Below are 22,874 nucleotides of genomic sequence, written 5' to 3'. Positions count from 1 at the left end.
ATACCGACGACGACGACGCCAGATGGAGGAATTCGCACAACTGCAACCTTCACTCTTTTGAAACCATGTCAACAAAATTATTCCGGACAGCAGTGGGCCTGCGCCGGAATGACGACTTAAACACGAATTGAACGGGCCGGATGGATAGAATTGGAGAGTTTCCTCCCGGTTAAATTTGGCATAATGGATACGTAAAGTGCGGTCTGGCGGCAGCTCCCGGAGGGGTCTATGTCCGAATCGGTCTGGTACGCGCGTATTCTGGTCGTTGACGACCAAGTCACCCACCTCAGGGCGCTGTGCGACATCCTGGGACGGCACGACTTTGACACCACCGGCTGCTCGACCGGCGAGGCCGCCCTCGCCGAGCTGAAGCACCATCCCTTTGACCTGCTGTTGACCGACCTGGTCATGCCCGGCATCGACGGCCTGTCGCTGGTCGAGGCGGCGCGCAAGCTCGATCCGGAAATCGCCTGCATCATCATGACCGGCGAAGGCACGGTCGATACCGCCATCAAGGCCATGAAGATCGGCGTGCTGGACTACATCGTCAAGCCGTTCAAGGCCGCCAGCCTGCTGCCGGTGCTGGAGCGCGCGATCGAGTCGCGTCGCCTGCGGCGGCAGAACGCCATGCTGGAAACGGCGCTGCGCGCGCGGGTCGAGGAACTGGGCCGGCTCAACACCGTGCTCGACGCGGCGCGCAAGGAGGCCGAGCGCGCCAATCAGGAGAAATCCACCTTTCTGTCCAGCATGAGCCATGAATTGCGCACGCCGCTCAACAGCATACTCGGCTTCGCGCAGATCCTCGCCAGCGACAAGTTCCCCAAGGGGCAGGGCGACACCAAGCATTTTGCCGGAAACATCGTGCAGGCCGGCCGCCACCTGCTGACGCTGGTGAACGAGATACTGGACCTGGCCAAGATCGAGGCCGGCAAGGTGGCGCTGGCGGTCGGGCCCATGGCGCTGGACGCGGTGTTGCGCGACGCATACGCCATCGTCGGCCCGCTGGCGCAGGCGCGGCGGATCCGGCTGGCGCCGCTGGCGGAGACGCGGCTGGAACTGAGCGCCGACCAGACCCGGGTCAAGCAGATCCTGGTGAACCTGCTGTCGAACGCCGTCAAGTACAACCGCGAGCACGGCCACGTCAGCGTGCGCTGCGAGCAGCACAACGGCTATGCGCGCATCGCCGTCAGCGACACCGGCCTGGGCCTGACGCCGGAACAGCTGGCTGCGATCTTCCAGCCGTTCAGCCGCGCCGGGCGCGAGGATAGCAACCAGGAGGGCACGGGGCTGGGGCTGACCATCACCCAGCGGCTGGTGGTGGCCATGCGCGGCAGCATCGAGGTGGAAAGCCAGCCGGGCGTGGGCAGCACCTTCCGCATCGAATTGCCGCTGCTGGACAGCGCCGCCATCCCGACCCAGGCCGCCAGCGCCACGCCCGCCGGCGCCGACAGCACGCCATGCCGCACACCGTCATGATACGCCGCCGCCCCATGATCGTGCTCGCCGCCGTGGCGGCCGCGCTGGCCGTCGGCCTCGGCCTGGCCTTGCGGCCGCCCCCCGACAGCGAGCCGGGGGCGGTGGAGGCCGTCACCATCGCCACCAACACCGAATACCTGGGCGCGTGTCCCGTGATGGCGGCGCAGAGCCAGGGCTATTTCACGCGCCACAAGCTGAGCGTGAAACTGCAGCCGCACAGCAGCGGCAAGCAGGCGCTGAACGCGGTGCTGGCCAACCAGGCCGACATGGCGACGGTGGCCGACATCCCCGTGATGTTCGCCGGCCTGAGCGGCATCCCGGTGCAGGTGTTCGGCACCATCTTCCGTTCCAGCCAGGACCACGGCGTGGTGGGGCGGCGCGACCACGGCATCCAGCAGGCCGGCGACCTCAAGGGCAAGCGCATCGGCGTCTCGCTGGGCACCTCGGGCCATTTCGCGCTCGATGTGCTGCTCAATCGCCTGCACCTCGACACCCGCGACGTGCAACTGCTGAACTACTCATCGGACGCCTTGCAGCGCGCGTTGGCCGAGGGCGAGGTGGACGCCGTCAGCGGCTGGGATCCATTCCTCGGCCTGATCGAGCAAAACCTTGGCGCCAACGCCGTGCGCTTCTCTGGCCAGGACGTCTACGAGAGCATCTACAACATGGTGGCGCCGTCGCTTTATCTGCGGCAGCGACCGCACGTCGCGATCCGCATACTGCGCGCGCTCGAACTGGGCGAACGCTTTTGCCGCGAGCATCCCGCCGAGGCGACCGCCTACCTGACCCGCCTCACGCCCGAAAGCCGGGCCACGCTGCTGGCCCGGTGGCCGTCGTATCACTTCGGGCTGGAGCTGGACCAGAGCCTGCTGCTGGTGCTGGAGGACCAGTCGCGCTGGGCCATCAAGGGCGGGTTGGTCACCGCGAGCGCGGTGCCCAACTTCCTCGATTATCTTTACCTCGACGGGATGAAAGCGGTCAGCCCGACCGAGGTCACCGTCATTTATTAGGGGCGCAGCGTGAAGATCGCCACCCGTCTCAAATTGGCGCAACTGCTTTGCATCGTGCTGCTGGCCGTGATGGCCGTGATCTTCGTGCGCACCACGCTGCAGATGCGCCACGAGATCGCCAAGTCCGAGGTCAGCAGCGAAGTGCTGCGCGCCGCATCCAGCCTGCGTTACCTGTCGCTTGAATACGTGCTCTACCACGGCCAGCGCAGCCGCGTGCAATGGCAGCAGCGGCAGCAGTCGCTGCAGCAACTGATCGCCGGCAACGGCCGCTTCGACGACGCCGAGGAACTGGCGCTGCTCGCCACGCTGCGGCAACGCCAGCAGTCGCTGGTCAAGCTGTTCGGTGAAATGCAGGGGCTGCAGGAGGAATTGCAGCGCACGCCGGATCGGCGCGATATCCTGCTGGAACTGGAGGCGCGCCTTAGCGGCTTGATCATGAACCGCGCGCAGAGCATGATGTCCGACGCCGAGGAGCTGGCGCGCCTGAGCCGCGCCAACATCCTGGCCGCGCAAAGCCGGGCCATGGTGGCGGGCGCCGCCTTGGGCGGGCTGGTGCTGATCGTGGTGCTGGGCGCGATGGGATTGACCATCCGCAGCGTGACCACGCCGCTGGCGCGCTTGCATCGCGCGACCGAGGTCGTGGGCGGCGGGGGCCTCGATTTCAGCCTGGACCTGCGCGCCGACGACGAAATCGGCAGCCTGGCGCGCGCGTTCAACCTGATGGTGGAGCGGCTGCGGCAAACCACGGTGTCGCGCAACGAGCTGCTGCAGGCCAACCAGGCCTTGCAGACCGAGGTGGCGGAACGCCAGGCCGCCGAGCGCAAGGTGCTGGCCCAGCTTGCGCGCATGAGCCTGCTGCACCAGATCACCCGCTCGATCGGCGAGCGTCAGGATCTGCCGAGCATTTTCCAGGTGGTGGTGCGCAGCCTGGAGGATCAGTTGCCGGTCGACTTCAGCGCCATCTGCCGGTACACCGATGGCAAGCTGGAGGTGAGCGGCGTGGGCGTTCGCAGCTATGAGCTGTCGATGTCGCTGGCGATGGGCGAGGCGGCCCACATCCCGATCGACCAGAACGGCCTGTCGCGCTGCGTGGCCGGCGAACTCGTGTATGAACCCGACCTGGCCGAGGTCGACTTCCCATTCCCGCAACGCCTGGCCAAAGGCGGGCTGGCCTCGATGGTGCTGGCGCCCTTGCTGGTGGAAAGCACCGTGTTCGGCGTGCTGATCGTGGCGCGCCGCCAGCCGCACAGTTTCTCCAGCAGCGACTGCGAATTCCTGCGCCAGCTCAGCGAGCACGTGGCGCTGGCCGCCAACCAGGCCCGCCTGTACGCCAGCCTGCAGCAGGCCTACGACGACCTGCACCAGAGCCAGGCCCAGGTGACGCGGCAGGAGCGCCTGCGCGCGCTGGGCCAGATGGCCAGCGGCATTGCCCACGACATCAATAATGCCATCGCGCCGATCGGCCTGTATGCCGAATCGCTGCTGGAGACCGAGCCCGACCTGAGCGAGCGCGGCCGCGCCAGCCTGCAGGTGATGGAGCGCGCCATCGACGACGTCGCCGCCACCGTCGCCCGCATGCGCGAGTTCTACCGCCAGCGCGAGCCGCAGATCACGCTCAGCACGGTCAACGTCAACCTGATGATGCAGCACGTGGTGGACCTGACGCGGGCGCGCTGGTCGGACATGCCGCAGCAGCGCGGCATCGTCATCGCCATGCGGCAGGAACTGGCGCCGGACTTGCCGATGATTTTGGGCGTGGAGGGCGAAATCCGCGAGGCCCTGACCAACCTGGTGTTCAACGCGGTGGACGCCATGCCGGACGGCGGCGCCGTCACGCTGCGCACGCGCTACCTGGCCCAGCTGGACGACGGCGCCGGCCCGCACGTGCTGGTGGAGGTGGCCGACAACGGTTGCGGCATGGACGAGGCCACGCAGCGGCGCTGCCTGGAGCCGTTCTTCACCACCAAGGGCGAGCGCGGCACCGGGCTCGGACTGGCCACGGTCTACGGCATGACCGAGCGCCACGGCGGCCGCATCGCCATCGAATCGGCGCCAGGGCAGGGCACCACGGTGAAGATGTACTTCCCGGTGGCGGCGCAGGCGGCCGACGACCAGGCCGGCAAGGTCGCGCTGACGCCGCCGTCGGGCATGAGGATCCTGATTGTCGACGACGATCCCACCTTGCTGGCCTCGCTGGGCAATATCCTCGGCTTCGACGGCCATGACGTGACCCAGGCCGACGGCGGCCAGGCCGGCATCGACCGCTTCCGCGAGGCGGTGGCGGCCGGGCAGGGCTATGACGTCGTCATCACCGACCTCGGCATGCCTTACGTCGACGGCCGCCAGGTGGCCGAGACCGTGAAGCGCGTCGCGCCCGAGGTGCCGGTGATCCTGCTGACCGGCTGGGGCCAGCGGCTGATACCGGACACCGACGAAGGCCCGGTCAATGTCGACCAGGTGCTGAGCAAACCGCCGAAAATCCGCGAACTGCGGGCCGCGCTGGCCAAGTGCATGGCGATGGCGTGAGGGCGCGCACGGTAGGTGACTTGTCATAAGCATGTCACTTATGGGCAATATATTGGGCGCTCTTTCATCGTCACGAGCGTTCCATGAAAAAACACGGCCACAACACCACCCCACCCGCCGCACCACACGATAACCCGCTGCCGCACCGGCGCACCTTGCTGAAGATGGGCCTCGCATCCGCCTCCGGCCTGTCGGTCGGCGGCCTGCTGGCCGGCTGCGGTGGCGATAGCGCCAGCGTCAGCGGTGGCGCGGCGCCCGCGCCCAGCACCCAGATTTCCAGCTTCGCGCTGGCGGTGCTGCCGGACACCCAGTTTTACTCGCGCTACGCGACCTCGTCGGAAAGCAACCAATACGAGCGCCACTACGGCAACGAGCCGTACGCGGCCCAGACCAACTGGGTGGCGCGCAACGCGCAGGCGCTCAACATCCCGTTCCTGATACATCTGGGCGACGTGGTCGACCAGGTGGGCAAGCCGGAGCAATGGAAGGTGGCCGACAGCGCCATGCAGGTGCTGGAGGCGGCCAAGGTGCCGTACTCCATTCTGGCCGGCAACCACGACGTGCTGAACGACATCGACTACGACAGCGATCCGAGCAAGGGCACCGACACCCAGCGCGTGCTGGCCAACGAGCCCTATTTGCAATGGTTCAGCGCGCGGCGCGCGCAACGCCAGGCCACGTTTGGCGCGCGCGACAGCACCGGTTTCCACGAATACCACATCTTCAAGGCGCAGGACCAGCAATTCCTGGTGCTGTCGCTGTCCTGGCGTATCTCCGACGCCGGCATCGCCTGGGCGCGCAAGGTGATCGCGGACCACCCGACGCTGCCGGTGATCCTGGTCAATCACCAGTTGCTGAACATCGCGCCTGACGCCGTCAGCCCGCTGGAAACGGGTTACGGCAAGATGTTGTGGGAAAAGCTGATCCGCGATAATGATCAGATTTTCATGACGCTCAACGGCCATCACCACGGCGGCGCGCGCCTGACCAAGACCAACGACTTCGGCAACGCGGTCGAGGAAATGGTGGTCGATTACCAGATGGCCTACCAGGGCGGCAACGGTTTGATGCGCCTGTACGAATTCGACCTCACCAACAACCAGATCAAGGTGCTGTCGTTCTCGCCGTGGGTGCCGATGAAGCCGGCGGACACGCTGAACGCCTTCGACCGCGCGGTGCTGACCGAGCCCAATCACAATTTCACCATCAACATCAACTTCGCCAAGCGCTTCGCGCGCTTCAACCCGAATTTCAGCGCCGGCAAGGCGACGGTGGCGTCCTCGCTGGTGGAGCAGGCCAAGGCGCTGGTGCTGAAGGGCTACACCGAACCGGTGGTGGTGGAGCCCGTCCTGCCGAAGGACGTGGACGACTATCCGAAAGTCGCCTCGACCGTGGCGCACTGGCGCTTCTACGGCGGCAGCGATGGTGCGGCGGTCGCGCCCGGCACCCGCATCGCCGACGTCACCGGCGCCAATCCGCTCACGCGCGACCAGCTCAACCAGGGCGGCATCACCGGCGCCCAGGCCGGCGACATCGTCTGGAGCAACGACCATCACCGGCTGTCCTCGGCGCCGGGTTCGGTCAGCTTCCTGAACACCGACAAGAACGCGCCGCGCCTGAGCTACTTCCTGACCGACGCCACGGCCGCCATCAACGCGCAGACCTTCGCCAGCACCGGCTACACGATCGAAGCCTTCATCAAGATCAATCCGGCGTGGGACAAGGCCAAGCACGCGTGGATGAACATCATGACGCGCGATGGCAAACGCGGCGACCTGGCCGGCTTCATCGGTGGCGATCCGGAATCGCCGCCGTTGTTGTTCGCCATCTCGAGCCTGCGCGAGGTGCAGTGGGAAGTGGTGCCGGACGTCAGCGGCCAGCGCGACGCCATGGCCAGCTGGTCGGGCGAAATCATCGCCGGCAACTGGGTGCACATCGCCATCGTCAACGACCCGGCCACGCACGACACGGTGATGTACGTGGAAGGCGCGCCGGTGCTGCGCAACAGCAGCAACGTGGTCGGGCTGGCCAGCTTGTCGCCGGCGTCGCCGTGGGTGGTGGGCGGCGGCTCGTGGGATGGCCAGCGCGCCGACGGCTTCTTCGGCAACATCGGCGAGGTGCGCGTGGCCAGCGCCGCGCTGCCGCCGAGCCAATGGCTGACGGCGCGGCGCGGCTAAAGCTGGCTGTCCCGCCCGTCCGCAAACAGATCGAAGATCAGGCCGCGCAGCCATTTGTTGGCCGGCTCCTTGTTGAATTTGGCGTGCCAGAACACGTTGATGCTAATCTCGGGCATGGCCAGCGGATGGGCCACGTAGCGCAGGCCGAACGGCTCCACGCAGGCCATCGCGTAGCGCTCCGGCACGGTCGCGATCATCGTGCTCTTGGACAGGATGTGCCCCACGGCGACGAAGTGGGGCACGGTCAGGCCGATGTTGCGCTTGATGCCGTGGCGCTCGATGGTCTGGTCGGCGATGGCGTGGCCGGTGCCGGTGGACACCACCGTGACGTGATCGGCGTTGCGGAAATCCTCCACCGTCAGCTTTTTCTTGTCGAGCGGATGCCCCTTGCGGAACATGCAGACATAGCGCTGGCGGAACAGGCGGCGCTGGAAGTAGCCGGACTTCAGCTGCGGCAGCAGCCCGATCGCCAGGTCGACGTGCCCGGCCTCCATTTCATCCTGCAGGTTCACCGCCGTGTTGCGCACCGTGCTGACCGTCACCCCCGGCGCTTGCTTGCGCAGGACCTCCATCAGGCGCGGTAAAAAATACATTTCACCGATGTCCGTCACCCCGAGCGTGAACCGGCGCGTGCTGGTGGCCGGGTTGAAGTGCGCCACCTCGTTCAGCGAATCGTGGATGGTCGACAGCGCATAGCCGATCGGCTCGGCCAGCCGCAACGCGTACGGCGTCGGCTCCATGCCGCGCGCGGTGCGCACGAACAGCTCATCCCCCAACAACAGGCGCAGGCGCTTGAGCGCGTTGCTGACGCCGGGCTGGGTCATGCCCAGCGCCTCCGCCACCTTCGAGACCCGCCGTTCGGCGAGCAGCTGGTTGAACACGAGCAGTAGATTGAGGTCGACGTCTTTCAGTTCCATGGCTTTGTAATATTGCTGACAGTGATTTGATGCATTCACGAGATGCTATTTATTTATATTACTCCGCTTCCTATACTTTGCCCATCAATCAATAAAACAGATGGGGACCGGAGTCATGGAAATAGTCGTGCAACCGCTGGGGCGTACCCTGAACGTGGAGGCCGGCAGCAACGTTCTGGCGGCGCTGCGCGAGCACCAGATTCCCATCTCCTATAGCTGCACCGCCGGCCGTTGCGGCACCTGCCGCTGCAAGGTGTTGAAGGGCGAGGTGCTGGAAGCGGGCCGCGAAGCCAAGATCACCCACCCGGACGACGAAGGCTATGTGCTGGCCTGCATGAGCACCGTCAGCACCAACTGCGTGATCGAAGTGCCGGAGCCGGACGAGGTGGTGATCCACCCGGCGCGCATCATCAAGGCCACCGTGCTGGCCATCGAGGCGATGACGCACGACATCCGCCGCCTGCGCCTGAAGCCGGCCAAGCAGCTGGAGTTCTCGCCCGGCCAGTACGCCACGCTGCAGTTCGGCCCCGGCCTGGCGCGCCCGTATTCGATGGCGAACGCCCCCGGCGGCGACGAGCTGGAATTCCACCTGCGCCTGGTGCCCGACGGCCGCGTCACCGGCCATGTCGAGACGGCGCTGGCGGTGGGCGACGCGGTGCGCGTCAGCGGCCCGCTGGGCACCGCTTACCTGCGCCGCAAGCACCAGGGGCCTATGCTGTGCGTGGCCGGCGGCACCGGCCTGGCGCCGGTGCTGTCCATCGTGCGCGCCGCGCTGGGCGAAGGCATGCGTCAACCGATCCACCTGTACTTCGGCGTGCGCACCGAGCGCGATATCTACGGCCTGCCATGGCTGGAACAGCTGTGCGAACGCCATCCCAACCTGCACCTGCACGTCGTCGTCAGCACCGGCCCGCACGATCCGCGCTGGCGCGCCGGCCTGGTAACCGACGCCGTCAGCCAGGACTGGGACAGCCTGGCCGGCTGGCGCGCCTACCTGTGCGGCGCGCCGCCCATGGTGGAGGCGGCGGCCATGCTGGCCAGGAGAAAAGGGGTGTTGCCCGCGCACGTCTACGCGGACGCTTTCTACGCCAGCGGCATCTGAACACAATCAACCGGAGACCAAGCATGACCGACACTGCCCGCCAGGATTTCTACCGGCGCATCGACCAGCACTGCATGACCCCTTTGTGGGAGGTGCTGGGCGCGCTGGTGCCCAAGCAACCCGCCTCGCCGCTGCAGGCCGCGCTGTGGCGCTACGCCGACGTGCGCGACCACGTGATGGAGGCGGGCCGTCTGATCACCGCCGCCGAGGCCGAGCGGCGCGTGCTGATACTCGAAAACCCGGCCCTGCGCGGCAACTCGTCGATCACGCAGTCGCTGTACGCCGGCCTGCAGCTGATCATGCCGGGCGAGGTGGCGCCGGCGCACCGCCACAGCCAGTCCGCGCTGCGGCTGGTGTTGGACGGCGAGGGCGCCTACACCGCCGTCGACGGCGAACGCACCACCATGCGGCACGGCGACTTCATCATCACGCCATCCTGGACCTGGCACGACCATGGCAACCTGGGCGATGAGCCGGTGGTGTGGCTGGACGGGCTGGACATCCCGACCGTGCGCTTCTTCGACGCCGGCTTCGCCGAGCACGGCGCGCAGGCGGTGCAGCAGGCCACGCGCCCGGAAGGCGACGCGCTGGCCCGCTACGGCAACAACATGCTGCCAGTCGATTTCGTGCAGACCGCGGCGCAGCCGACCAAGGTGTTCGTCTACCCGTTCGCCAAAACGCGCGAGTCGCTGCTGGGCATCGCGCGCGGCGCCATCGACGCCCATTTCGGCCACAAGCTGCGCTACGTGAATCCGGCCACCGGCGCCTCGCCGATGCCGACCATCGGCGCCTTCGCCCAGCGCCTGCCGGCCGGCTTCGAGACGCTGCCGTACCGCTGCACCGACAGCACCATCTACGTCTGCCTCGAAGGCCAAGGCAGCGCCGACATCGGCGGCCAGTCCTTCGACTTCGCGCTCAACGACGTGTTCGTGGTGCCGTCCTGGCAAACCCTGCGCCTGCGCGCCGGCGCCGACACCATCCTGTTCAGCTTCTCGGACCGCCCCATCCAGCAGGCGCTGGGCCTGTGGCGCGAGGAAAAGCTGGCGCGCTGATTTCACCTCCCTCAAAAATACCTGGAGACCATGATGAACTACGCAGTCCCTCCCGCACCTGTCCACAGCCTGGCCATCGCCGGCAGCGAACAGCGCTTTCCGGTCAACCGCATCTTCTGCGTGGGCCGCAACTACGCGGCGCATGCGCGCGAAATGGGCCGCGATCCCGAGCGCGAAAAGCCGTTCTTCTTCATGAAGCCGGCCAACGCCGCCGTGCCGGCCGGCGCCGCCGAAGTGGCGATTCCGTATCCGCCCAAGACCAGCAACTTCCACCACGAGATCGAGCTGGTGGCCGTGATCGGCAAGGGCGGCGCCAACATCCCGGTCGGGCGGGCGCTGGAACACGTGTACGGCTACGCCGTCGGCCTGGACATGACCCGCCGCGACATTCAGCTCGAGGCGCGCGACAAGGGCCGTCCGTGGGAGTTCGGCAAATCGTTCGCCCAATCGGCGCCGATCGGCGAGATTTCGCCGGTGGCGCAGGTCGGCCACCTGGAACGCGGCCGTATCGCGCTCACCGTCAACGGCCAGCCGCGCCAGGCTTCCGACATCGCCATGCTGATCTGGTCGGTGGCCGAGTCGATCGCCTACCTGTCCGAGTACGAGACGCTGGAGCCGGGCGACGTCATCATGACCGGCACGCCGGAAGGGGTGAACAGCGTGGTGGCCGGCGACCTGATGGTGGGCGAAGTGGCGGGCCTGGCGCCCATCACGGTCCGCGTGGCGGGAGCCTGATCATGGCCGCCGTATTCCCCATCAAGCCCGTATGGGAGCAGCCGGGATCGAGCCGCATCCCGTTCTGGGCCTACACCGACGCCGCTCTCTACCAGCGCGAACTGGAGCGCCTGTTCTACCGGGGCCATTGGTGCTACGTCGGCCTGGAGGCCGAGATCCCCAATCCCGGCGATTTCAAGCGCTCGGTGATCGGCGAGCGCTCCGTGATCCTGACCCGCGCCGCCGACGGCAGCGTGAACGTGGTGGAGAACGTGTGCGCGCACCGCGGCATGCAGTTCTGCCGCGAACGCCACGGCAACAAGAAGGAATTCGTCTGCCCGTATCACCAGTGGAGCTACACCCTCAAGGGCGATCTGCAGGGGGTGCCGTTCCGGCGCGGCGTCAAGCAGGACGGCAAGATCAATGGCGGCATGCCGAAGGAGTTCGACACCGCCGAGCATGGCCTGACCCGGCTCAAGGTGGCGCTGCGCGGCGGCGTGGTGTTCGCCTCGTTCGACCATGACGTGGAGCCGCTGGAGGACTTCCTCGGCCCCGACATGTGCGCCTACTTCGACCGCCTGTTCAACGGCCGCAAACTGACCATCCTGGGCTACAACCGCCAGCGCATTCCCGGCAACTGGAAGCTGATGCAGGAGAACATCAAGGACCCCTACCATCCGGGCCTGCTGCACACCTGGTTCGTGACCTACGGCCTGTGGCGCGCCGATAACAAGTCGGAACTGAAGATGGACGCCCACCACCGCCACGCCGCCATGATCTCGACCCGCGGCCAGCAGGCCGCGAGCAGCGAGGTGACGGCCGGCGTCACCAGCTTCAAGGCCGGCATGGAGGTGCACGACAAGCGCCTGCTCGACATCGTGCCGGAGGCGTGGTGGAAGGGGCCGACCGCCGTGATGATGACCGTGTTCCCCAGCGTGATCTTCCAGCAGCAGGTGAACAGCGTCTCGACCCGCCACATTCAGCCCAACGGCGAGGGATCGTTCGATTTCGTCTGGACCCATTTCGGCTTCGAGGACGACACGCCGGAGATGACAGAGCGCCGCCTGATCCAGGCCAACCTGTTCGGCCCCGCCGGTTTCGTATCGGCCGACGACGGCGAAGTGATCGAGCTGTCGCAGAACGGCTTCGAGCAGAAGCCCAGCCACCGCACGGTGGCGGAACTGGGCGGCTACGGCGCCGAGAACACCGACCACATGGTCACCGAGACCCTGATACGGGGCATGTATGAATACTGGCGAAAGGTGATGGAAGTATGAACACGCTCGACATCGACACCTTCCTGGCGCTGAACCGCCTGTACGCCGACTACGCGGCGGCGGTCGACAACGCCGACTGGGACAAATGGATAGACCTGTTCGTCGACGACTGCGACTACCGTGTGCAGCCGCGCGAGAACCATGAGCGCGGCTTCCCGCTGGCCACGCTGGCCTTGCTGAGCAAGGGCATGCTGCGCGACCGCGCCTACGGCATCAAGGAAACCTTGTTCCACGATCCGTACTACCAGCGCCACGTGACCGGCGCGCCGCTGGTGGAGCGGGTGGAGGACGGCGTGATCGTGGCGCAGGCCAATTACGCCGTGTTCCGCACCAAGCTGTCGCAGGAGAGCACGGTCTTCAACGTGGGCCGCTACCTGGACCGCATCCACGTCACGCCGCAGGGCCTGCGCTTCGCGCAGCGCCACTGCATCTACGACACCGAGATGATCGCCAACTCGCTGATCTATCCCATCTGAGGAGGGCACCATGGCAAACAACTGGATCGACGCGGCCGCCGAGGCGGACGTGCCGGAAGACGACGTCACGGCGGTGGCGGCGGGCGGCGCCGAGCTGGCTCTGTACAGCGTGGAGGGGCAGGTCTACGCCACCGCCAACCTGTGCAGCCACGGCAATGCGCGCCTGTGCGACGGCTTCCTTGACGGTTACGAAATCGAATGCCCCCTGCACCAGGGAAAGTTCGACATCCGTGACGGCCGCGCCAGCTGCGCGCCCGCCACCGAGGCGGTGCGCAGCTATCCCGTCAAGATTGAAAACGGCCGGGTCTACGTGGATCTGGGCTGAACCAATAAAAACACAGGAGACAGAAATGAACAACAAATATATCGTCGCGGGGATCGCCATGCTGCTGGCCGGGGCCGCGGAGGCGCAGTTCAAGGTGGGCTTTTCGGCGCCGTTGTCCGGCCCGGTGGCCGTGGTCGGCCAGGACCAGTACGACGGCTTCATGCTGGCGCTGGAGCAGGGCGGGGGCAAGCTTGGCGGCCAGGCCGTCACGGTGCTGAAGGAGGACGACCAGCTCAAGCCGGAAGTGGGCAACCAGATCGTGCGCAAGTTCATCGACAAGGAGCGCGTCAACGCCATCGTCGGCCTCGGCTTCTCCAACGTCCTGATGGGCAGCCACAAGCTGATCGTCGATGCCGGCACGGTGGCCATCGCCACCAACGCCGGACCGTCGCCGGTGGCCGGCGCCTCGTGCGCGGCGAACGTGTTCTCGGTCGCCTGGCAGAACGACGGCTCGGCCGAAAGTATGGGCAAGTTCATGCAGGAGAAGGGCTACAAGCGCGTCTACCTGATGGCGCCCAACTACCAGGCCGGCAAGGACATGCTGCAGGGCTTCAAGCGCTACTTCAAGGGCGAGATCGTGGACGAGGTCTACACCCAGGTCGGCCAGTCCGACTACTCGGCGGAGATCGCGCAGCTGCAGTCGGCCAAGCCGGACGCGGTGTTCGCGTTCTACCCGGGCGGCATGGGCGTCAACTACATCCGCCAACTGAGCCAGGCCGGCATGCTGGCCAAGCTGCCCAACTACTCGGTGTTCACGGTGGACGGCACCACCATGCCGGCGCTGCGCGACGCCGCCGTCGGCGCCACCTTCGGCGCCATGTGGGACGCGGCGCTGGACACGCCGGAAAACCGCGCCTTCGTCAGCGCCTTCAGCGCCCGCTACAAGCGTTTGCCGAGCGAATATGCGGCCACCGGCTACGACGCGGCCCGCCTGCTGGACGCGGCGCTGCGCAAGGCCGGCGCCCAGGCCGGCGACAAGCGCGCGCTGGCCGCCGCGGTGAAGGCGGCCGGCGGCGAGTTCAAGTCGGTGCGCGGGCCGTTCCGCTTCAACAAGAACAACATGCCGGTGCAGAACTACTACGCGTTCCAGGTCGCCAGCGAGGCCGGCAAGCCGACCGTCAAGCTGCTGGGCACTCCGCTGACGGCGCATGCCGACAGCTACCAGTCCAAATGCAGCCTGCCTTGAGGCGAACGGCATGAGCATCCACCTGTTATTGACGCAGCTGCTGAACGGGCTGCAGTACGGCGTGCTGCTGTTCCTGCTGGCGGCGGGCCTGACGCTGGTGTTCGGCATCATGAGCTTCGTGAACCTGGCGCACGGCTCGCTGTACATGCTGGGCGCCTACTTCGCGGCGACCGCCTGGCAGCACACCGGCTCCTTCGGACTGGCGCTGCTGGCCGCCGTCGCCGGCTGCGTGGCGCTGGGCTTCGCGCTGGAGCGGGCCGCCATCTCGCGGCTGTACGGGCGCGACCACCTGGACCACGTGCTGGCCACCTTCGGTCTGGTGCTGTTCTTTAACGAGGCCACCCGCATGATCTGGGGGCCGCAGCCTTACTTCCTGCCGCTGCCGAGCTTTTTGGAGAGCACCGTTGACCTGTTCGGCATCAGCTACCCCAGCTACCGTTTCGCGATCATCGTGGTTGGACTGGCGGTGGCGGTGGGCGCGCATCTGCTGATGCACAAGACCCGGCTCGGCATGCTGATCCGCGCCGGCGCCGTCAACCCGGCCATGGTGTCGGCGCTGGGTGTCGACATCAAGCTGCTCAACGCGGTGCTGTTCTCGCTGGGCGCGGCGCTGGCCGGGCTGGCCGGCGTGATGGCCGGTCCCATCATGTCGATCCAGACCGGCATGGGCGAGCCGGTGCTGATCACCGCGCTGGTGGTGATCGTCATCGGCGGCATCGGCTCGGTTAGCGGCGCGTTTTACGCGGCGCTGATCGTCGGCGCCGCCGACACGCTGGGCCGCGCCTTCCTGCCGCTGCTGCTGCGCGAACTGGCCAGCCGCGACATCGCCAACGCCGCCGGACCGGCGCTGGCCTCGATGCTGGTGTATCTGCTGATGGCCCTGGTGCTGGCGTTGCGCCCACAAGGCCTGTTCCCGACCGAGAGGACCCGATGAATCCATTTAACTCCCTGCGCCGCCCGGCCACGCTGGTGCCAGCGCTGCTGCTGGGCGCCCTGGCGCTGGTGCCCTGGGCCGCCGGCGTCGCCGAGCAGCCGTTCTACGTGGTCTTCTTCGCGCGCATCCTGATCTACGCCATCGCCGCCAGCGCGCTGAACCTGGCGCTGGGCTTCGGCGGCCTGGTCAGCCTGGGGCACGCGCTGTTCCTCGGCATCGGCGCCTACAGCGTGGCGATCCCGGCCTACCACGGCATCGACAACGGCTGGCTGCACCTGGCGGTGTGCGTGGCCGCCTGCGGCCTGGTCGGACTGCTGACCGGCGCCATCAGCCTGCGCACCACCGGCATCGGCTTCATCATGATCACGCTGGCGTTTGCCCAGATGGGGTATTTCGTCTTCGTCAGCCTGAAGCAGTACGGCGGCGACGACGGCACGCCGATCAGCGCCACCAGCCGCTTCTTCGGGCTGGACCTGGGCCAGCCGGGCGTGGTCTACGCCGTCGCCTTCATCCTGCTGTGCCTGGTGATCTGGTGGTCGGCGCGGCTGCGGGTGGCGCCGTTCGGCATGGTGCTGCGCGGGGCGCGCCAGAATCCGCGCCGCATCAACGCCATCGGCCTGCGCGGCAAGCGCTATCAACTGGCGGCCTATGTGATGTCGGCGGTGCTGTGTGGCTTGGCTGGCATGCTGCTGGCCAACCTGACCGCGTTCGCCTCGCCGGCCACGCTGAGCTGGATGGTGTCCGGCGACCTGATCGTGATGATCGTGCTGGGCGGCCTGGGCACGGTGTGCGGTCCCTTGCTGGGCGCCGTGGTGTTCATGGGCGCCGAGGAAGTGCTGAAGATGATCACCGAATCCTGGGCCGCGATCTTCGGCCTGGCGATCTTCCTGGTGGCGCTGCTGCGCAGCGCCGGCCTGATGGGCCTGCTGGAGAAGCTGGCGCCGCGCCGGACCGCGCCGCTTCCCGCAGTCGCCGTCAAGCCGGTGCAGGCGGTGGAGGAACACGCATGAGCATCCTGCGAACCGAAGCGCTGGTCAAACGCTATGGCGGCATCCTGGTCACGGACGCGGTGTCGCTCGACATCCGGCCCGGCGAGCTGCACGCCATCATCGGCCCCAACGGCGCCGGCAAGACCACGCTGATCAACCAGCTGTCCGGCGAACTGGCCTCCAACGAGGGTCGTGTGTGGTACGACGGCGAGGACGTGACCGGGCTGCCGATCCACGCGCGGGCGCGGCGCGGGCTGCTGCGCTCCTACCAGATCACCTCCATCTTCGAGGACTTCACGGTGCGCGAAAACGCCGTGCTGGCGGCGGTGGGCGCGCGCGAACACGGCTGGCGCTTCTGGCAGCCGATGATGTCGCGCACCGACCAAGTGCGAGCGGCCGACGCGGCGCTGCGCGACTGCGGCCTGGCGCCGCTGGCGCAGATCCCGGCCGCCGACCTTGGCTACGGCGAGCGCCGCCAGCTGGAACTGGCGATGGCGCTGGCCGCCCAGCCCAAATTCCTGCTGCTGGACGAGCCCATGGCCGGCATGAGCGTGCAGGAGTCGGCGGCGGTGGTGGCCATGCTGGCCCGGCTCAAGGGCCGCTATTCCATCCTGCTGATCGAGCACGACATGGACGCGGTGTTCGCGCTGGCCGACCGCATCACCGTGCTGGTGTACGGCAAGGTGCTGTTCAGCGGCACCCCGGACCAGATCCGCAACCACCCCGAGGTACGCGCCGTGTACCTCGGCGAAGAGGAGGGCGAGGCATGACGAATCTACTGGAAGTGCGCGACGTGCAGGCCGCTTACGGCCACGCGCAGGCGCTGTTTGGCGTCAGCTTCGACGTGCGGGCCGGCGAGGTGGTCACGCTGCTGGGCCGCAACGGCATGGGGCGCTCCACCACCGTCAAATGCCTGTTCGGCATGCTGCCGCTGAAGTCCGGCGCGATCGCCTTCGGCGGCCAACCGCTGGCCAGCCTGGCGTCGCACCACATCGCGCGGCTGGGACTGGGGCTGGTGCCGGAAGGGCGGCAGGTATTCGCCAATCTGTCGGTGGAAGAGAACCTGGTGGCCACCGCGCGCCTGCCGCGCCACGGCCAGCCGGGCCTGCGGCCGTGGGACCTGGAGCGCGTCTACCATTTCTTCCCGCGCCTGAAGGAGCGGCGCGGCAACCACGGCTGGCAGTTGTCCGGCGGCGAGCAGCAGATGCTGGCCATCGGCAGGGCGCTGATGACCAATCCGCGGCTGCTGGTGCTGGACGAGGCCACCGAGGGGCTGGCCCCGATCATCCGCGCCGAGATCTGGGCCGCGCTGGCGGCGTTGAAGGCGGAGGGCTTGTCGCAGATCGTCATCGACAAGAACGTCGGCGCCTTGCTCAAGTTCGCTGACCGCCATTTTGTGCTGGAGAAGGGCAAGGTGGTGTGGCAGGGCAGTTCGGACGCGCTGCGCGCCGAACCGCACATCGTTCAACAATACATGGGAGTGTCGTGATGCCGGAAAGCGCAACGCAGCTTGTGCTGCACAATTATTTTCGTAGTTCCTCCGCCTACCGCGTGCGCATCGCGCTGGGCCTGAAAGGGCTGCCGTACGCCTACCTGCCGGTGCACCTCAACCGCAACGGCGGCGAGCAATTCCAGCCCGCGTTCAGCGCCCGCAATCCGCAGCAGCTGGTGCCGGTGCTGAGCGATGGTGCGCTGGACATCAGTCAGTCGCTGGCCATCATCGAATACCTGGACGAGGCCTATCCGGAAACGCCGCTTCTGCCGGCCACGCCGGGCCAGCGCGCCCGCGTGCGCCAGCTTGCGCTGTCGATGGCCTGCGACATTCACCCCCTCAACAACCTGCGCGTGCTGAAGTACATCACCGGGACCATGGGGCAGGACGAGGCGGCGAAGGACGCCTGGATCCAGCACTGGCACGCCGTCGGCCTGGCAGCGCTGGAAGCGGACCTGGCGCGCGACCAACAGCGCGGCCGCTACTGCGTCGGTGACACCCCGACCATGGCCGACTGCTGCCTGGTGCCGCAACTGTTCGCGGCGCGCCGCTTCGGCATGGACCTGACGCCGTTCCCGACCCTGCAGGCTATTGACGCGGCCTGCCAGAGGCTGCCGGCGTTCCAGCGGGCGCATCCAGGATGCCAGCCCGACAGCGAATAAACCGTTTCACCCGTAGCACCTTCACATAAAACATCTGGAGACAAAATAATGAAGAAAACAGTACTAGGTGGCGCCATCGCAATGATCGGCGTCCTGTCGGCACACGCCGCCAACGCGCAGAGCAACGTGACAATCTACGGCATCGTCGACAGCGGCGTGGTCTACACCACCAACAGCAACGCCGCCGGCGATTCCATCGTCAAGGTGCCCAGCCTGACCGGCAGCTTCCCGTCGCGTATCGGCTTCCGTGGTACGGAAGACCTGGGCGGTGGCTTGCAGGCCGTGTTCGTGCTCGAAAGCGGCATCGGCATGGACACCGGCACCATGGGGCAGGGCAACCGCCTGTTCGGCCGCCAGGCCAACGTCGGCCTGAAAGGCAGCTACGGCACGCTGACCGTCGGCCGCCAGAACAACATGACCTTCCTGGCCACGCTCAAGTCGGACGTGATGGGGCCGAACCTGTTCAGCATCTCCAGCATCGACCCGTACATCCCCAACGCCCGCAGCGACAACGCCATCGGCTACCTTGGCGCCTACTCGGATTTCACCGTGGGCGCGACCTACAGCTTTGGCCGCGACGCCTCCAACGCCGGCGGACCGGCGGCCACCAACTGCGCGGGTGAAGTGGCCGGCAACGCCAAGGCCTGCCGCCAGGTGACGGCGTTGCTGGGATATGACAACAAGCGTTTCGGCGTCACCGCCAGCTACGACAAGATGTACGGCAACACCGGCGCGGCGGCCGGCCTGACCACCAGCGACAGCTACGACCGCCGCACCACGCTGAACGGCTACGTCATGGCTGGCGACGTGCGCATCGGCGGCGGCGTCATGGCGCGCAGGAAGGTGGCGGCCACGGCGGTCAACAACCTGGAGTCCAATCTGGTCTACGTGGGCGCCAGCTATCCGCTGCTGCCGTTGATGACGCTGGACGGCCAGGTGGCGCGCCACGACGTCAAGGACAGCGGCAACGATTCCACGCTGGCGGTGCTGCGGTTGACGTATTATCTGTCCAAGCGCACCGCAGTCTACGGCTCGATAGGCTACATGAGGAACGCCGGCCAGGCCGCGATCGCGCTCGACGCCGGCGGCACAGTGGGCACGGGTATGAACCAGTCCGGCGTTTCGACCGGCATCCGCCATACGTTCTGATCAGGAGACCACATCATGCGCGCATACGTGTTTAAATTCATTTCCGCCTTGTTGATCATGGCGTCGTGCCTGGGCGCGACGGCGGCCGAGCAGCAGGCCGCGTCCAAGGACGAGGCGGTGGCCATGGTCAAGAAGGCCGTCAGCTACATCCGCCAGAACGGCAAGGACAAGGCGTTCGCCGAGTTCAGCCGGCCGAAAGGCCAGTTCGTCGACCGCGAACTGTACATCGCCGCGCTGGACCTGAACGGCGTGATGCTGGCGCATGGCGCCAATCCCAAGCTGATCGGCAAGACGCTGCTCGACATCAAGGACGTCAACGGCAAGGCCTTCGTGCGCGAGCAGATCGAGCTGGCCAAGACCAAGGGCAGCGGCTGGGTCGAGTTCGAATGGGTCAATCCGGTCAGCGAGAAGATGGAGCGCCGCTACACGTACCTGGAGCGGATCGACGATTACTTTGTCCTCAGCGGCGTGTACAAGAAATAGCGTTCGCTGAACGCCGGCGCAGCGCGGTCTCGATTCCGAGTTGCAAGGCAGGTGTCTCTATCTTGCGTCAGCTATGCAGAAGAAATATTCATTAAATTTGCATAGCCAACAATGTTGTTGCGGTGTAATATCGGACAGCCTTCGACGTTTATAGAACCCTGCGAAATGAACCTTCGATCGGATACCTCGTTCAGCCCGGCTCCCCCGAGCACCGTGTCGGCGCCGGGGCGCTATCGCCTGGGCCGGCTATTGGGCGACGGCGGCTTTGGCCAGGTATTCGAGGCGTGGGATCCGGCGTTGTGCCGCCAGGTCGCCATCAAGCAGCTGAAACCCGATACGCTGCGGGCGCAGGCGGTGTCGCTGCTGGACGAGGCGCGGCTGGCGACCTCGCTGCGGCATCCGGCTTTTGTGCAGATCTATGCGCTGGAGGACGATGGCCGCAGCCCGTCGATCGTGATGGAACTGGTACATGGGCAAACGCTGCGGCAGATGATCGCCGCGCAGCCGATGCCACGCGCGCAGGCGTTGGAGATCATCGCCCAAGTGGCCGAAGCGATGGCGGTTGCCCATGCGGCCGGACTGGTGCACGGAGATCTGAAACCGGCCAATCTGATGGTGGAGAGCTCGGGCCTGGTGCGCATACTGGATTTCGGTCTGGCGCGGCGCATCGATCCGCAGGCCACCGAGCCAGGCGGCGGCGCGCCGATGCCGGGGACGATCGCCTACATGGCGCCGGAAACGCTGCTTGGGCAGCTCGCCGACGCGCGCAGCGATATCTATTCGCTCGGCGTCGTGCTGTATGAGATGTTGTGCGGCGCCCGTCCGTTCGACCACCTCCACGGCCTGGCGCTGGCCGCCGCCCAGGTCCAGTCGTCGTCCACACAATGGAGCTTTCCCCATGATTGCGACCCTGACTGTGCCGCGCTGGCGCGCGCGCTCGCCGCGCGTGATCCGGCGCAGCGGCCGGCCAGCATGCTGGCGGTGGCCGAGCAAGCGCGCGGCCTGAAGTCGGCAGGTACGGCCGCCACCGCCCCGGCGCCGGCGCCGCGGCGCCATCCTTATCGCCGCAGGCTGGTCTGGGCGGCGCTGGGGCTGGTGCTGCTGGCCGGTGGCCTGCTGGGCCGCAAGATGTTGCCGCCGCCGGTGACGCAGCTCGCGCAGCGCTGGCTGCCATCGTCGGACGCCCAGTCCATGGCGGACGGCCTGGCCGCGCTGAGCATCTTCGACCGGGATGGCGCGCTCGACACCGCCACCGACAAGTTCAGCGCCATCCTGGCGCGCAAGCCGGACCACGCCGCCGCCGCCGCCGGCCTGGCGCTGACCTATGCGTTGCGCTACCTGGGCGATCGCAGCGATCGCAGCTGGCTGCAGCGCGCCGACGCCAGCGCGCAACTGGCGCTGGCGCACGACGATCAACTGGCGCTGGCGTACGCCGCCCAGGCCATGGTGCGGGAGTTCCAGGGCGACAACGCGGCAGCGCTGCGCCTGGAGGAGCAGGCCTTGAAGCTCGACCCGCTGAATGTCTTTGCGCTCAGCGGCAGGATCGCCATCCTGGGCCGCATGCAGCGTTTTGACGAGGCCCAGCGCTATGTCGACAGCGCGCTGTCGGTTTATCCACGCGAGCGGCGCTTGATCGACCAGGCCGGCACCTTGCGCTACCGGCAGGGCGATTACCGCGGTGCCGAGCAGCAGTTCCGCCGCAGCATCGAAGTCGAGCCCGACGCCGTGACCGCGTATGCCAACCTGAACGCCGCGCTGCTGCGCCAGGGCCGCATCGACGAGGCCTTGCAGGTGCTGCAGCAAGGCCTGCATATCCGGCCCAGCGGCCAGCTGTACACCAACCTCGGCACCGCGCTGTTCCAGCGCGGCGACTATCTCGGCGCGGCCCAGGCGTTCGAACACGCGGTGTCGGCCAGCAAGGGCAGCAACAACGCCTATCTGCGCTGGGCCAATCTGGCCGATACCTTGCGCTGGATTCCAGGCCGCGAGCCGGCCTCGCGCGAGGCCTACCATGAGGCGGCCGAGCTGTTGCGCCAGTTGCTGGCGCGCTCGCCCAACGACGTGACCTATCTATCGCGCCTGGCGCTGTATTGCGCCAAGCTTGGCCAACAGGCCGAGGCGGCATCGCTGATCCAGCGCGCTCTGTCCGGCGCGCCGAAGGAGCCGGATGTGCGTTTTCGCGCCGCCATGACCTATGAACTGATCGGCCAGCGCGACGCCGCCCTGGGCGAACTGCGCGCGGCCCAGCAATTGGGCTATCCCGATGGCTTCATCACCGCCGAGCCGGATTTGCTGGCGCTGCGGCGCGACCCCCGTTTTCAACGTGTGAAAAAGGAAGGTAGGTAATGCCAAAACAACCCCTCATGACTCTCAAGGTCAGCTTTGACATCAGTCAGATCCGCGACCGGATCAACTGGGATTTTGTCCAGGTGGATCCGGCCACCGGGCAGGCCGGCGCGCCGGATCGCAACTGGCGCAACAATATCCAGTTTCTTCCGGGGCAGAAATTTCGCATCGATATCGAGGCGGACAACGTCTACGACAAGCCCTGCCAGGCGATCACCGTGGTCGATTGCTGCCTGATCACCCGGCCGCAGATCACGGTTTGCGGTCCGGGCAAGACGCCGACCTATGCGCCGCCGTCGCCGTTCGTCGAGGCGCATGGCAAGCACCGCGGGGCGCTGGTGGCGATCCCGGGCGACAAGTTCAGGCCGCAGGATCCGCTGTCGGCCGGCGCGCCCGGCAGAAAGCGTTTCCTGATCTGGGATGGCGAGCTGGAGGTCGGACAGGTGCAGTCGCATTGGGACCTGTCGTTCTACGTGACGCTGCGCCTGGAGCGCCAGCCGGGCGTGTTTGACTATCGGGTGTTTTACTTCGATCCCGAGAGCGAGGTCGGCAACGGAATGGATCCACCGTAAGCGCTGTCG

Annotated in this window: 21 protein-coding genes; 20 read left to right on the top strand and 1 reads right to left on the bottom strand. The window is 66.9% G+C overall.

The features are described 5' to 3' along the window. The first annotated feature begins 228 nt into the window (after positions 1-228). The 4 genes from FHW83_RS21325 (at position 229) to FHW83_RS21310 (ending at position 7,189) form a co-directional block, all read left to right on the top strand. Positions 229-1,476: a hybrid sensor histidine kinase/response regulator gene (locus FHW83_RS21325; protein ID WP_176648360.1), complete on the top strand. Its 1,248-nt coding sequence runs from the start codon at positions 229-231 to the stop codon at positions 1,474-1,476. Continuing rightward, positions 1,458-2,486 (top strand): ABC transporter substrate-binding protein, encoded by a 1,029-nt coding sequence (locus tag FHW83_RS21320; RefSeq protein WP_229224290.1) that lies wholly within the window; start codon positions 1,458-1,460, stop codon positions 2,484-2,486. Before FHW83_RS21325 ends, FHW83_RS21320 begins: the two co-directional genes overlap by 19 nt. A gap of 9 nt (positions 2,487-2,495) precedes the next feature. Continuing rightward, positions 2,496-5,012 carry an ATP-binding protein gene (locus FHW83_RS21315; protein WP_176648359.1) on the top strand — a complete coding sequence of 839 codons (2,517 nt, stop codon included), beginning with the start codon at positions 2,496-2,498 and terminating at the stop codon, positions 5,010-5,012. A gap of 83 nt (positions 5,013-5,095) precedes the next feature. Then, on the top strand, positions 5,096-7,189 hold the full coding sequence (locus FHW83_RS21310) for a LamG-like jellyroll fold domain-containing protein (RefSeq protein ID WP_229224289.1): 2,094 nt from the start codon (positions 5,096-5,098) through the stop codon (positions 7,187-7,189). Here FHW83_RS21310 and FHW83_RS21305 read toward each other — a convergent pair. Next, entirely contained in the window at positions 7,186-8,106 is a 921-nt protein-coding gene (locus FHW83_RS21305; RefSeq protein WP_176648358.1) for a LysR family transcriptional regulator, read from the bottom strand. The two genes, FHW83_RS21310 and FHW83_RS21305, sit on opposite strands and share 4 nt — an antisense overlap. Positions 8,107-8,221: 115 nt before the next feature. Here FHW83_RS21305 and FHW83_RS21300 point away from each other — a divergent pair, with 115 nt between their 5' ends. The 16 genes from FHW83_RS21300 (at position 8,222) to FHW83_RS21225 (ending at position 22,865) form a co-directional block, all read left to right on the top strand. Beyond that, positions 8,222-9,208, top strand: coding sequence for a 2Fe-2S iron-sulfur cluster-binding protein (locus tag FHW83_RS21300; protein ID WP_176648357.1), 987 nt, complete (start codon positions 8,222-8,224; stop codon positions 9,206-9,208). 23 nt (positions 9,209-9,231) lie between these two features. Further along, on the top strand, positions 9,232-10,260 hold the full coding sequence (gene gtdA / locus FHW83_RS21295) for a gentisate 1,2-dioxygenase (RefSeq protein ID WP_176648356.1): 1,029 nt from the start codon (positions 9,232-9,234) through the stop codon (positions 10,258-10,260). 33 nt (positions 10,261-10,293) lie between these two features. Further along, positions 10,294-10,995, top strand: a complete 702-nt coding sequence (locus tag FHW83_RS21290) for a fumarylacetoacetate hydrolase family protein (protein WP_176648374.1) — start codon at positions 10,294-10,296, stop codon at positions 10,993-10,995. Between the two features lie 2 nt (positions 10,996-10,997). Next, the gene (locus FHW83_RS21285; RefSeq protein ID WP_176648355.1) at positions 10,998-12,251 is read left to right on the top strand and encodes an aromatic ring-hydroxylating dioxygenase subunit alpha; all 1,254 of its coding nucleotides are present in this window, start codon (positions 10,998-11,000) and stop codon (positions 12,249-12,251) included. Further along, positions 12,248-12,727 carry an aromatic-ring-hydroxylating dioxygenase subunit beta gene (locus FHW83_RS21280; protein WP_176648354.1) on the top strand — a complete coding sequence of 160 codons (480 nt, stop codon included), beginning with the start codon at positions 12,248-12,250 and terminating at the stop codon, positions 12,725-12,727. Before FHW83_RS21285 ends, FHW83_RS21280 begins: the two co-directional genes overlap by 4 nt. Before the next feature lie 10 nt (positions 12,728-12,737). Continuing rightward, on the top strand, positions 12,738-13,052 hold the full coding sequence (locus FHW83_RS21275) for a non-heme iron oxygenase ferredoxin subunit (protein ID WP_176648353.1): 315 nt from the start codon (positions 12,738-12,740) through the stop codon (positions 13,050-13,052). A 25-nt stretch (positions 13,053-13,077) separates the two neighbouring features. Beyond that, positions 13,078-14,238 carry an ABC transporter substrate-binding protein gene (locus FHW83_RS21270; protein WP_176648352.1) on the top strand — a complete coding sequence of 387 codons (1,161 nt, stop codon included), beginning with the start codon at positions 13,078-13,080 and terminating at the stop codon, positions 14,236-14,238. Between the two features lie 10 nt (positions 14,239-14,248). Next, complete coding sequence (locus tag FHW83_RS21265) at positions 14,249-15,172, top strand: branched-chain amino acid ABC transporter permease (RefSeq protein WP_176648351.1); 924 nt, start codon at positions 14,249-14,251, stop codon at positions 15,170-15,172. Next, positions 15,169-16,182, top strand: coding sequence for a branched-chain amino acid ABC transporter permease (locus FHW83_RS21260; protein ID WP_176648350.1), 1,014 nt, complete (start codon positions 15,169-15,171; stop codon positions 16,180-16,182). Before FHW83_RS21265 ends, FHW83_RS21260 begins: the two co-directional genes overlap by 4 nt. Continuing rightward, a complete protein-coding gene (locus FHW83_RS21255) occupies positions 16,179-16,931 on the top strand; it encodes an ABC transporter ATP-binding protein (protein WP_176648349.1) in 753 nt (250 codons plus the stop codon). The genes FHW83_RS21260 and FHW83_RS21255 overlap by 4 nt, the downstream gene beginning before the upstream one ends. Continuing rightward, the gene (locus FHW83_RS21250) at positions 16,928-17,650 is read left to right on the top strand and encodes an ABC transporter ATP-binding protein (RefSeq protein ID WP_176648348.1); all 723 of its coding nucleotides are present in this window, start codon (positions 16,928-16,930) and stop codon (positions 17,648-17,650) included. The genes FHW83_RS21255 and FHW83_RS21250 overlap by 4 nt, the downstream gene beginning before the upstream one ends. Continuing rightward, a complete protein-coding gene (maiA, locus tag FHW83_RS21245; protein WP_176648347.1) occupies positions 17,650-18,315 on the top strand; it encodes a maleylacetoacetate isomerase in 666 nt (221 codons plus the stop codon). Before FHW83_RS21250 ends, maiA begins: the two co-directional genes overlap by 1 nt. A 48-nt stretch (positions 18,316-18,363) precedes the next feature. Beyond that, complete coding sequence (locus tag FHW83_RS21240) at positions 18,364-19,464, top strand: porin (protein WP_176648346.1); 1,101 nt, start codon at positions 18,364-18,366, stop codon at positions 19,462-19,464. A 15-nt stretch (positions 19,465-19,479) separates the two neighbouring features. Continuing rightward, the gene (locus tag FHW83_RS21235) at positions 19,480-19,947 is read left to right on the top strand and encodes a cache domain-containing protein (protein ID WP_176648345.1); all 468 of its coding nucleotides are present in this window, start codon (positions 19,480-19,482) and stop codon (positions 19,945-19,947) included. 165 nt (positions 19,948-20,112) lie between these two features. After that, positions 20,113-22,293 carry a serine/threonine-protein kinase gene (locus FHW83_RS21230; RefSeq protein ID WP_176648344.1) on the top strand — a complete coding sequence of 727 codons (2,181 nt, stop codon included), beginning with the start codon at positions 20,113-20,115 and terminating at the stop codon, positions 22,291-22,293. After that, a complete protein-coding gene (locus tag FHW83_RS21225; RefSeq protein ID WP_176648343.1) occupies positions 22,293-22,865 on the top strand; it encodes a hypothetical protein in 573 nt (190 codons plus the stop codon). Before FHW83_RS21230 ends, FHW83_RS21225 begins: the two co-directional genes overlap by 1 nt. The last annotated feature ends 9 nt before the right edge of the window (positions 22,866-22,874 follow it).

The sequence above is a fragment of the Duganella sp. SG902 genome, assembly GCF_013376005.1.
Taxonomy (GTDB): domain Bacteria; phylum Pseudomonadota; class Gammaproteobacteria; order Burkholderiales; family Burkholderiaceae_D; genus Rugamonas.
Note: the sequence above shows the minus strand (reverse complement) of the source record. Positions and strands in the feature narration are given on the sequence as shown.

Excerpts from the sequence above, each read along its gene's own strand:
- FHW83_RS21325 (WP_176648360.1), top strand. The coding sequence starts at position 229 with ATGTCCGAATCGGTCTGGTACGCGCGTATTCTGGTCGTTGACGACCAA.
- FHW83_RS21290 (WP_176648374.1), top strand. The coding sequence starts at position 10,294 with ATGAACTACGCAGTCCCTCCCGCACCTGTCCACAGCCTGGCCATCGCC.
- FHW83_RS21240 (WP_176648346.1), top strand. The coding sequence starts at position 18,364 with ATGAAGAAAACAGTACTAGGTGGCGCCATCGCAATGATCGGCGTCCTG.
- gtdA (WP_176648356.1), top strand. The coding sequence starts at position 9,232 with ATGACCGACACTGCCCGCCAGGATTTCTACCGGCGCATCGACCAGCAC.
- FHW83_RS21280 (WP_176648354.1), top strand. The coding sequence starts at position 12,248 with ATGAACACGCTCGACATCGACACCTTCCTGGCGCTGAACCGCCTGTAC.
- maiA (WP_176648347.1), top strand. The coding sequence starts at position 17,650 with ATGCCGGAAAGCGCAACGCAGCTTGTGCTGCACAATTATTTTCGTAGT.
- FHW83_RS21310 (WP_229224289.1), top strand. The coding sequence starts at position 5,096 with ATGAAAAAACACGGCCACAACACCACCCCACCCGCCGCACCACACGAT.
- FHW83_RS21255 (WP_176648349.1), top strand. The coding sequence starts at position 16,179 with ATGAGCATCCTGCGAACCGAAGCGCTGGTCAAACGCTATGGCGGCATC.
- FHW83_RS21235 (WP_176648345.1), top strand. The coding sequence starts at position 19,480 with ATGCGCGCATACGTGTTTAAATTCATTTCCGCCTTGTTGATCATGGCG.
- FHW83_RS21270 (WP_176648352.1), top strand. The coding sequence starts at position 13,078 with ATGAACAACAAATATATCGTCGCGGGGATCGCCATGCTGCTGGCCGGG.
- FHW83_RS21250 (WP_176648348.1), top strand. The coding sequence starts at position 16,928 with ATGACGAATCTACTGGAAGTGCGCGACGTGCAGGCCGCTTACGGCCAC.
- FHW83_RS21305 (WP_176648358.1), bottom strand. The coding sequence starts at position 8,106 with ATGGAACTGAAAGACGTCGACCTCAATCTACTGCTCGTGTTCAACCAG.
- FHW83_RS21230 (WP_176648344.1), top strand. The coding sequence starts at position 20,113 with ATGAACCTTCGATCGGATACCTCGTTCAGCCCGGCTCCCCCGAGCACC.
- FHW83_RS21285 (WP_176648355.1), top strand. The coding sequence starts at position 10,998 with ATGGCCGCCGTATTCCCCATCAAGCCCGTATGGGAGCAGCCGGGATCG.
- FHW83_RS21320 (WP_229224290.1), top strand. The coding sequence starts at position 1,458 with ATGCCGCACACCGTCATGATACGCCGCCGCCCCATGATCGTGCTCGCC.
- FHW83_RS21265 (WP_176648351.1), top strand. The coding sequence starts at position 14,249 with ATGAGCATCCACCTGTTATTGACGCAGCTGCTGAACGGGCTGCAGTAC.
- FHW83_RS21225 (WP_176648343.1), top strand. The coding sequence starts at position 22,293 with ATGCCAAAACAACCCCTCATGACTCTCAAGGTCAGCTTTGACATCAGT.
- FHW83_RS21275 (WP_176648353.1), top strand. The coding sequence starts at position 12,738 with ATGGCAAACAACTGGATCGACGCGGCCGCCGAGGCGGACGTGCCGGAA.
- FHW83_RS21260 (WP_176648350.1), top strand. The coding sequence starts at position 15,169 with ATGAATCCATTTAACTCCCTGCGCCGCCCGGCCACGCTGGTGCCAGCG.
- FHW83_RS21300 (WP_176648357.1), top strand. The coding sequence starts at position 8,222 with ATGGAAATAGTCGTGCAACCGCTGGGGCGTACCCTGAACGTGGAGGCC.